The 10,052-nt window shown below is 73.1% G+C and carries 7 protein-coding genes and 1 pseudogene; 4 read left to right on the forward strand and 4 right to left on the reverse strand.

All coding sequences use genetic code 11. From position 1 onward, the window contains the following. From I6A81_RS43990 to I6A81_RS27475, 4 genes are all read left to right on the forward strand, one after another. Positions 1 to 2,176 (forward strand): ATP-binding protein (locus I6A81_RS43990; protein ID WP_238430952.1); only part of this gene is annotated, 2,176 nt, incomplete at its 5' end. A gap of 65 nt (positions 2,177 to 2,241) precedes the next feature. Beyond that, a complete protein-coding gene (locus I6A81_RS43995; protein ID WP_307874951.1) occupies positions 2,242 to 2,631 on the forward strand; it encodes a response regulator in 390 nt (129 codons plus the stop codon). Positions 2,632 to 2,900: 269 nt separating this feature from the next. Next, a complete protein-coding gene (locus I6A81_RS27470) occupies positions 2,901 to 3,542 on the forward strand; it encodes a response regulator (protein WP_203007407.1) in 642 nt (213 codons plus the stop codon). 306 nt (positions 3,543 to 3,848) lie between these two features. Next, positions 3,849 to 7,085 carry a WD40 repeat domain-containing serine/threonine protein kinase gene (locus I6A81_RS27475; RefSeq protein WP_203007629.1) on the forward strand — a complete coding sequence of 1,079 codons (3,237 nt, stop codon included), beginning with the start codon at positions 3,849 to 3,851 and terminating at the stop codon, positions 7,083 to 7,085. A gap of 95 nt (positions 7,086 to 7,180) precedes the next feature. On the opposite strand, the gene I6A81_RS27480 is transcribed toward I6A81_RS27475, so the two are convergent. The 4 genes and pseudogenes from I6A81_RS27480 to biuH form a co-directional block, all read right to left on the reverse strand. Next, positions 7,181 to 7,534 (reverse strand): metal-sensitive transcriptional regulator, encoded by a 354-nt coding sequence (locus tag I6A81_RS27480; protein WP_203007630.1) that lies wholly within the window; start codon positions 7,532 to 7,534, stop codon positions 7,181 to 7,183. Positions 7,535 to 7,702: 168 nt separating this feature from the next. Beyond that, positions 7,703 to 8,449: an amidase family protein gene (locus I6A81_RS44615; protein WP_251076347.1), complete on the reverse strand. Its 747-nt coding sequence runs from the start codon at positions 8,447 to 8,449 to the stop codon at positions 7,703 to 7,705. Positions 8,450 to 8,477: 28 nt separating this feature from the next. After that, positions 8,478 to 9,233: pseudogene (locus I6A81_RS44620) on the reverse strand (amidase family protein); the annotation flags it as partial. A gap of 12 nt (positions 9,234 to 9,245) precedes the next feature. Beyond that, on the reverse strand, positions 9,246 to 9,971 hold the full coding sequence (gene biuH / locus I6A81_RS27490; RefSeq protein WP_203007631.1) for a biuret amidohydrolase: 726 nt from the start codon (positions 9,969 to 9,971) through the stop codon (positions 9,246 to 9,248). Between the last annotated feature and the right edge of the window lie 81 nt (positions 9,972 to 10,052).

Below are 10,052 nucleotides of genomic sequence, written 5' to 3' on the forward strand. Positions count from 1 at the left end.
CGCCCAGGTCCGCAACATCGCCGTGGTGACGACGGCGGTCGCGACCGGTGACCTGTCGCAGAAGATCACCGTCAACGCTCAGGGTGAGATCGCCGAGCTCAAGGAAACCGTCAACACGATGGTGGACCAGCTGTCGTCGTTCGCCGCCGAGGTCACCCGGGTGGGCCGGGAGGTGGGCGTCGAGGGCAAGCTCGGCGGCCAGGCGAACGTCGCCGGTGTCGCCGGCACGTGGCGCGACCTCACCGACAACGTCAACCAGCTCGCCCTGACGCTGACCACCCAGCTGCGCGCGATCGGTGACGTCTCGACGGCGGTGACCCGCGGTGACCTGACCCGCTCCATCACGGTGGAGGCCGAGGGCGAGGTCGCCGAGCTCAAGGACAACATCAACCAGATGATCACGCGGCTGCGTGAGACCACCGACCTGAACGCGCAGCAGGACTGGCTCAAGTCGAACCTGGCCCGGATCGGCAGCAAGATGCAGGGCCAGCGCGACCTGTACGCGGTCTGCCAGATGATCATCTCGGAGATGACCCCGGCCGTGAACGCCCAGCAGGGCACGGTCTACCTGCTCGACTTCATCGAGGGCGACAAGCTGCGCTACGTCGCCGGCTACGGCTCGGTCCCGCGGCGCCGCTCGGACGGCACGTTCCTGTTCGGCGAGGGCCTCATCGGCCAGGCGGCGGTGGAGAAGACCAGGATCCGGGTGGAGAAGGTGCCGGCCGGCTACCTGACCATCCGCAGCGGGCTGGGCAGCGCGCCGCCGTGCGACCTGGTCGTCGTGCCGGTGCTGTTCGAGAACCAGGTGCTCGGCGTGATCGAGCTGGCGTCCTTCACGCCGTTCTCCGATCTGCACCTCGGGCTGGTCGACCAGCTCGTCGAGACGATCGGCGTCGTGCTGAACACGATCATGGCGAACGCCCGGACCGAGGAGCTGCTCGCCCAGTCCCAGCGGCTGACCCAGGAGCTGCGTTCCCAGTCGGTCGAGCTGCAGCGCACCAACGCGGAGCTGGAGGAGAAGGCGCAGCTCCTCGAGGAGAAGAACCGCGAGATCGAGCAGGCCCGCACCGGTCTGGAGGAGAAGGCCGAGCAGCTGGCGCTGTCCTCGCAGTACAAGACCGAGTTCCTCGCCAACATGAGCCATGAGCTGCGCACCCCGCTGAACAGCCTGCTCATCCTCGCGAAGCTGCTCGCCGACAACCAGGACAGCAACCTGACCTCGCAGCAGATCGAGTTCGCCAAGACGATCCACTCGTCCGGCTCCGAACTGCTCCTTCTGATCAACGACATCCTCGACCTGTCGAAGGTCGAGGCCGGGAAGATGGACGTCGAGGCGGCGAGCCTCAACACGATGGTGCTCTGCGACGCCGTGGCGCAGGCGGTCCGCCCGGTGGCCGAGCAGAAGGGGCTCCTCTTCGAGGTCACGGTCGCGTCCGACGTGCCGGCCGAGTTCGTCACCGACGAGCAGCGCATCCAGCAGGTGCTGCGCAACCTGCTGTCGAACGCGGTGAAGTTCACCGACTCCGGCGTCGTGCGCCTGGACGTCACGGTCGCCTCGTCGGACGGGCCGTTCATCGTGCCGAGCCTGCGCTCGGCGCCGACGGTGCTGTCGTTCGCCGTGTCCGACACCGGGATCGGGATCGCGGCGGACAAGCTCCGCATGATCTTCGAGGCGTTCCAGCAGGCGGACGGGACGACGTCGCGCCGCTACGGCGGCACCGGGCTCGGGCTGTCGATCAGCAAGGAGATCGCCCGGCTGCTCGGCGGCTCGATCGCGGTGTCCAGCGCCGTCGGGCACGGCAGCACCTTCACGCTCTACGTCCCGTCGGTGATGCCCCCCGAGGCGCCCGCCTACGGCGCCACACCCGGTGAGCCGGACGACGTTCTGATCATCATCGGCGACGACGGCCTGCCCGCCGCCAGTCTCCCCGCCGGCTACGCGGGTCATGGCGCGTCCGGCGGCTACCCGCCTGGGGGGCCGCGAGTTACGGCGCGGACGCCCTGGCCGGCGGATTCGGCGTCAGCGGCGGTGGCGGCGCGTGGACCGCGGCCCCGCCGGCGCCGGTCGCCCGGTACGGGGCGGCCCCGCCGGCGCTCGGCTCCGGTGGCCAGCGGCCGTCCGAGGACGGCGACGCGCCGGGCGGCGCCGTCGCCCGGCCGAGGTCACTGGACCTGAGCGTCCCGGAGCCGGTCGGGACGCCGTTCCTGACCGAGACCTCCCGGACGCGCCGGGAGGTCGGCGTGGACGAGGCCGACCCGCTGCAGAGCGCCACTGTGCTGGTCGTCGACGACGACGTGCGCAATGTGTTCGCGCTGACCAGCGCGCTGGAGATGTTCGGTATGCGAGTCCAGTACGCGGACAACGGGCATGACGCCGTCAAGTTGCTGCAACAGGGCGCCGCGGCGATCAACCTGGTGCTCATGGATGTGATGCTGCCCGGGCAGGACGGCAACGCGACGACGGCGGCGATCCGCGCGATGCCAGCTTTTGCCGATCTGCCTATCCTGGTGCTGACGGCGAAGGCGATGCCAGGCGACCGAGAGAAGAGCATCGCGGCCGGCGCCAGTGACTACATCACCAAGCCGGTAGACCTCGATCATCTCCTCGCGGTGATGCGATCCCATCTGTGATCTGTCCGCAACCGTGTCAGGGCGGAGAGTGAGGAAATGGATACCCCCGGTCGCCGGTATCCCGAAAACCCGTGCGGCGAAGGGGTTTGCCACGGTCGGTGGATCGGGCAGAGACCGTCCCACGAGGTTCATCAGGGGCCGGTGGTGACCACTTGGCGGCGATCGGCGATGGTTGGTATGTCGGCACGCGTGTGACGGACGATCCTGGCGGCCCGTGACCGTGAACCGGCATGAGAGTGGACGCACCCTGACAGGAGGAGGGAAGGCGGGTGACCGAGCGGACCGGCGGTCCTGTCGACGCGGGAGACGGACCGAGCACGGAGCGGCCGCGCAGCAAGATCCTGCTGGTCGACGACCGGCCTGACAACCTCATGGCGTTGGAGGCAATCCTCGCTTCGCTGGACCAGGAACTCGTGACCGCCTCCTCGGGTGAGGAAGCGCTCAAGCGGCTGCTCGTCGACGACTTCGCGGTGATCCTCCTCGACGTGCAGATGCCCGGCATGGACGGGTTCGAGACCGCGCATCGGATCAAGCAGCGCGGCCGTACGCGGGACACGCCGATCATCTTCCTTACCGCGATCGATCGTGAGCCGCACCACGCCTTCCGGGGATACGCGGTCGGCGCCGTGGACTACATCGCCAAGCCGTTCGACCCGTGGCTGCTGCGGGCGAAGGTCAGCGTCTTCGTCGAGTTGTTCGAGAAGAACGAGCGCCTGGGTGAACTGGTACACCAGCGTGGCCAGGACTTCGACCTGATGACGGAGGTCGCCGAGCGACTGATCGCGCTGGACGTGCTGCTCGAAGGCGCGCGGGATGCCTCGGCCGAGGAGATCATCGCCGCCGCCGGCGCGGAGGTCCGCGGGCTGGTCGCGCGCCTGCGGCCGTTCGCGCGGTCGACTCCCGCCAGCTGATGCGGCCGGGCCGGTCGACCGGCCCGGCCGACCCGTTCCGGGCCGGCGTGGTTGGGCACCTTCCCCGACTCCCGCCGGGCGCCGCCCCGAGGCGTTGTTCCCGGCTGGTGTTTGCTGCCGCGCAGGCCGGCCCGGCGACTGGCCGCGGGGATGCGTGGATACCATCCGATTTGGGAGGACCAGCGGGCCCGACCGTCCCCCGGTCGAAACCGCCGATGCGCTGACCGGTGGCCGGTGACGGCTGGTGGCAACCGGTTCCGGGTCGATTCCTCCGGCTTGCCGCAAGGGTTTTCTGGAGGTCAGTGCGTGACCGTGGCCGGTGAACGCCCAACCTTCGCGCGTCGGGACGGTCAAATTCCTCGGCTACGGCTGGACCGGCAGCACGAACCCACGCAGATCGGCCCGTACGCGATCGAGCGGCTTCTGGTGGCGAGTGCCACCGGCACCGTGCACCTGGGCCGCCCGCCGGATGGCCCACCCGTCGCGGTGAAGACCTTCACCCCGGAATTCGGCCGTGACCGCGCATTCCTCCGGCAGCTGGCCGTCGAGTCGGCGCGGGCGCGGGGGGTGGCGCCGCCGTGCCTCGCCCAGATCGTCGACGTCGACGTCGACGGGCCGGTGCCCTATGTCGCCGCCGAGTTCGTCGACGCGCCGACCCTGGGCGAGGCGGTCGCCGCCGGTGGCCCGCTGCTCGCCGATGAGGTGCTCCGGCTGGGCGCGTCCATGGCGGCGGGGCTCGCGGCCCTGTCCGCCCACGACCTCGTCATCGGCGACCTGAAGCCGGCGCGGGTCGCGGTCACCGAGACGGGGGCGCGGTTCGTCGACTTCGGGGTCGCCCGCGCGCGCGACCGGCTCGCCTGGGGCGGCGGAGCGCGCCGTGGCCAGCTCTCGTCGGTCTTCGGCGCGCCCGCGTTCATCTCGCCGGAGCTGGCTCTCGGGAACCCGTTGACGGCCGCGTCCGACGTCTTCGCCTGCGCCGGATTGATCATCTTCGCGGCCACTGGCCGGCCGCCGTTCGGCTTCGGCGGCACCCGGGCGTTGCTGCAACGGACGGTCTACACCGAGCCCGACCTGCGTGGCGTGCCGGTGCCGCTGGCCGCGGTGCTTCTCGACGCGATGCGCAAGAACGCGGCCCGCCGGATCGACGCCGCCCAGTTGGCCGCCCGCCTGCTGGAGCTCGTCGACACCGCCGAGCGCGCGGCCGGATCCCCGGCGGCGCCCGAGCCCTCGCGGCCGGCGGAGCGCGTCGCGCTGGCCGGGCTGATGGCCGTCGCCGACGGCCTCGACGAGGTCGCCGACGTCGCCGACGTCGCCGGGGCCGTCGACGTGGCCGGGGTCGCCGACGTGGCCGAGGTCGACGCGGTGGACGACGTCGCCGAGACGGATGAGGCCGACGCGCGTGGCGCGGGCGAGGCCGACGCTGGTCGTCCTGGCTCCGAGGCGCCCGCCGCCGAGGTGGCCGGTGACGAGGCCGCGGATGGTGGGGCCCTGGACGGCGAGGCCGCGGATGGCGAGGCCGCTGACGCCGCGGCCGTCGGCGCTGATGAGGTGACCGGCGCGGCCGAGGCGCCTGCCGTCGACGTGGTCCCCGCCAAGGGAGCGGGGGGCGAGCCAGTCGACGTCGATGTCGGCGTGGCCGGTGCCGGGGCGCCGGCGGCCGAGGTGCCCGGCGCGGACGATGCCGGTGCCGACCTCGCCCACGGTGGTCCGGGCGGCACGGAAGGCGAACCACGCCTTTCCGGCGAACCAGGCATGCGCGATGATCAGGACATGCGCGACGTCCCGGGCGGTGACGACGGGCCGGGTGCCGCCGGCGACCCGGCTCGCGCCTCCCAGCAGACCTCCAGGCCCGCCGGCCTCCCAGATCGTCGGCTTCCAGGCTCGCTGACCTCGCGGCTCACCGACCTCCCGGCTCGGCTGCCGAACCTGTCCGGTCGGCTTCCGGGCCTCCTGGCAGACCTGCCAGATCGGCTTCCAGACCTGCCCGATCGACTCCGCCGATCGGGCAGGGACCCCGGATCCGGCAGGATCCTCGGGCTTCGCCGATCCGCCGGGAATCCCGAACCCGACGGGAATCCGGCCGCCGGTCCGGTGGAAGCCCCGGACTCCGCGGACCCGACGGGGAGCCCGGGCGACGTGGCCGACGGCCCGGACGGCGACCCGCCGGAGCCGCCGGAGACGGACCCGGGAGATCGCCCGCCGCGGCTGTCGCGTTCGCTGCCGCGCCGGCTGCTGGCGCTGGTGACGCCCGCGCGTGGGCTCGGCGCGCTGGTGATCGTCACGGTGCTGGCGATCACCTCGGTCGTCGTCGCCGACCAGGCGCGGACGGCCCGGGACGCGTCGACCTCCCGGCGGCTCGCCGCCGCGGCCAGCCAGCTGCTCCCCGTCCGCCCGGACCTGGCCGGCCAGCTAGCGGTGGCCGCCTTCCGGATCGCCAGGACGCCCCAGTCCGCCCAGGCCCTGGTGACGGCCGCCGTCCGGGAGACGCCGCAGGCCGGCGGCGCGGTGCACGACGTCGCGCTGTCCGACGACGGCGCGACCCTGCTCACGGCCGGCGACACCGGCGTGGGCGTCTGGGACCTGCGCGACCCGAGCCAGGTCCGCCGGGGCCGCGCCTTCCTCACCGGCTCCCAGGCGGTCCTCACGGTGACCTCGGCGCCCGTCGGCTCCGGCGAGCGGCGGTTGGTGGCCACCGGCGGCGCCGACCGCCTCGCCCGGCTGTGGGACCTGACCGACCCCGCCCGGCCGGTCGAGCTCGCGACCCTGCGCGGCGCCACCGGGGCGGTCAACGACATCGCCTTCACCGCCGACGGGCGCGTGCTCGCCACGGCCGAGACGGACGGCGCCGTCCGCCTCTGGGACGTGGCCGACCTGGCCCACCCGCGCCAGCTCGCCGTGGTCCGGCTGCCCGGCCCGGCGCGCGGCGTCGCCTTCTCGCCAGACGGGCGCACGCTCGCGGTCGGCGCGGTCGGCTTCCTGCGCCTGTGGGACGTGACCGAGGCCGCGGCGCCCCGGCAGGCCGCCGAGTTCTTCGTCTGGGCGAAGGTGGACCAGGTCCGCTTCAGCCCCGACGGCGACCTGCTCGCGGCCGCGACCACCCCGCTCGACGCGTCGGGCGCGGCGCGGGCGCCCGACACCGGGGACATCCAGCTCTACCAGCTCTCCGGTGGCCGCCGGCCCCGGCCGGTCGCCTCGTTCGGCGCCCGCCCGGGCGGCATCGCCGGGCTGGTCTTCAGCCTGGACGGCCGGACGCTGTTCGCCGGTGGCGCCGACGGCGAGATCACAATGTGGGACATGACCTTCCCGGACGAACCGTCGGCCGGAACCACGCTGAAGGCGGACGGCAGCCCGCGCGCGCTGGTACTCAGCTCCGCCGGCCGCGGCTGGGTGCTGGCCGCCGTCGGCGCCGGGGCGGCGCGGGTGTGGGAGCTCGACCCCGCGGTCGCCGCCGAGCAGGTCTGCGCCCGCGTCGGCACCCGCATCACCCAGGCCGAATGGCTTCAGGCCGCCCCCGGCCGCGCGTTCAGGGCGCCGTGCCCCTGAGATTTCCGTCGCGAGATCTCCGTCCCTCGAGATCTCCGCTCCTGAGATCCCGTCGCTGAGTTCCGTGCCCCGAGACCGTGCCCCTGGGGATCGGGTCAGGAGCGGACCAGGCGGGCGATGGCGGCGCTGGCCTCGCGGAGCTTCTCGTCGGCGACGGGGCCGCCCTCGGCGGCCGCGTGCGCCACGCAGTGGCCCAGGTGGTCCTCCAGCAGGCCGAGCGCGACCGACTGCAGGGCGCGCGTCACCGCGGACACCTGGGTGAGGATGTCGATGCAGTAGCTGTCCTCGTTGACCATCCGCTGCAGGCCACGAACCTGGCCCTCGATCCGGCGGAGCCGCGCGAGGTAGTCGTCGCGATGGTCGCTGTAGCCGTGCGCGCCATGCGGGCTGGCCTCGTGGCCGTCCGCCGGTGAGCCCTGTTCGCCGTCCGCTGGCGCCTTGGTCGACACGACAGCCACACTCCGTCCATCGAAGCCGTCAGTCCACCGAGCCGTCAGGCGTCCCCCGAGCCGTCAGGGCGCGACCCCGGCGAAACCTCGGGCGCCCGAGCCCTCCTCGGCCGACATTCCGCTGCGTACCACCTGAGGGTACGCAGCGGAATCCAGCCGCGGTGCCCGTCACCGATCCGCGGGCGTGGTGGGGGCGGCCTCGGCGAGCGGGGCGTCGGCGAGCGGGGCGTCGGCGAGTGGAAAGGTGCCCAGACCGGGCGCGAGGCCCGAGCGGGAGTGCAGGACGGCGGCGATCTCGGCGAGCCGGGCATCGGCGCCGGCCGGGCCGAGCACGCTGACCCCATAGGGCAGGCCCGCCGCGAAGCCGGCCGGCACGGCGACCGCCGCCAGGTCCAGCAGGTTCGCGAACGTGGTGTAACGGCCCAGGCGCGCGTTGCGCCGGATCGGGTCGGCCAGCATGTCGGCGACCGAGAACGTGCATGGCACGGTCGGCAGCACCAGCGCGTCCACCGCGCCCAGGATCGTCTCGGTCTGGCGGCGCAGCGCCCGCAATTGGTCGATCCCGGCGAAGACGTCGACGCCGGTGATCCGCGTGCCCCGCGCCAGCAGCTCCGCGACGACCGGGTGGACCGCGTCCGGGTGCTCCTCGAGGAAGCCGCCGACGGCGGCGTAGCGCTCGGCAAGCCACGGCCCGTCGTAGAGCAGCTCGCCGGCGGCCAGGAACGGCTCGATGCCGACCTCCACCAGCTCGGCCCCGGCGGCGGTGAGCAGGCCGAGCGCGGTGGCGAACACCTCCTGGACCGCCCCGTCGCAGTCGGCGGCGACCAGCTCCGGGACCGGCACGGCGACGCGGAGCGGCTCGGCGGCGCGGACCGGTGGCGCGCGGGAAGCGGCGCGACCACGGGTCCTCGGCATCGAAGCCACTGATCACGTCAAGCACCAGCGTGCCGTCGGCGACCGAGAGCGCGGCCACCGTCGGGCAGTCCAGCGAGCGGCAGGCCGGCACCATGCCACGGGAGCTGACCAGGCCGCGGGACGGCTTGATCCCGACGGTGTTCGTCAGGGCGGCCGGCACCCGGCCCGATCCGGCCGTGTCCGTGCCGATCGCGAAGGTGACCAGCCCCGCGGCGACCGCCACCGCGGACCCGGAGCTGGACCCACCGGAGATCATCGAGGGGTCGAACGGAGAGGTCGGGATCCCGTAGGGGCTGCGCACCCCGGACAGACCGGTGGCGAACTGGTCGAGGTTGGTCTTGCCGACGCAGACCGCGCCGGCGGCGAGCAGCGCCTCGACCAGCGGCGCGCTGACGGCGGCCGGGTAGCCGAAGGCCGGGCAGGCTGCGGTCGTCGGCATCCCGGCGACGTCGATGTTGTCCTTGACCGCGAACGGCAGTCCGAACAGCGGCGGCAGGACGTCCGGCACCTCGGCGGCCCGCGCGTCGAGCTCCGCCGCCCTGGCGAGCAGCTCGGCGCGCGGCGCCACGTGGATCCAGACGCCGTCGTCGCCGCGGGCCGCGATCGCGGCCAGCACGGCCTCGACGACGTCGACGACCCGCAGCCGGCCGGAGCGGTAGCCGTCGCGCAGCACGGCGGCCTGCAGGTCGAACGGAACCGGGGCCTGGAGCCTCGCCGCCGGGGGGAGCGCCGCCGGCTCCGCCCCGAAGGACAACGCCGCTGGTTCCGGAACGGTGTTGACCATCGCTCGCCGCGCTCAGCCGGCGACCGGCGCGCTCACGGACGCCAGCAGCGCGTCCGAGGTCGCGACGGAGCCGAACACGCCGCCCTGCATCTTGACCATGTTGAGGGCGGCCTCGTAGTTGCCGTGGTCGGTCGCGCCGGTGCAGTCGGACAGCAGCAGGCACTCGTAGCCGCGGTCGTTGGCGTCACGCATCGTGGTGTGCACGCACACGTCGGTGGTGATGCCGGTCAGGATGATGTGCGTGATGCCGGCCCGGCGCAGGACCAGGTCCAGGTCGGTGGCGTAGAACGATCCCTTGCCCGGCTTGTCGATGACGACCTCGCCCGGCAGCGGGGCGACCTCTCGGACGATCTCCCAGCCGGGCTCGCCGCGGGTCAGGATGCGGCCCTGCGGGCCCTCGTCGCCGATGCCGGCGCCGATCTTCTTCGAGCGCCACAGCTTGTTCGGCGGGCAGTCGGACAGGTCGGGGCGGTGGCCCTCGCGGGTGTGCACGATGAAGAAACCGAGCGGGCGCAGCACCTCGAGCAGCCGCGCGGTCGGCAGGAGCCCGGCCCTCGTCAGCTCGAGGTCGTAGCCCATCGCGTCGACGTAGCCGCCCTTGCCGCAGAAGTCGACCTGCCAGTCGATGTTGATCACCGCGGTGCGCGCGGCGGTGAACGAGCCGTCGTACGGCCAGTCGTACGGGTCCGCCCGCACGGTGGGAAACACGGTCGAGGCCGCGGCGTCGGTGGCGGTCATCTCGGTCCTAATGAGTTCTGGGAGCCAGCCATCCGGCAGACTCCGGGCGGTAGCCGCCGGCAGGTGAGCACTCGTCTGTCC

The organism is Frankia nepalensis (assembly GCF_016786325.1).
GTDB lineage: Bacteria > Actinomycetota > Actinomycetes > Frankiales > Frankiaceae > Pseudofrankia > Pseudofrankia nepalensis.

Coding starts and splice junctions, on each gene's coding strand:
- I6A81_RS44615 (WP_251076347.1), bottom strand. CDS start 8,449: ATGCCGAGGACCCGTGGTCGCGCCGCTTCCCGCGCGCCACCGGTCCGC.
- biuH (WP_203007631.1), bottom strand. CDS start 9,971: ATGACCGCCACCGACGCCGCGGCCTCGACCGTGTTTCCCACCGTGCGG.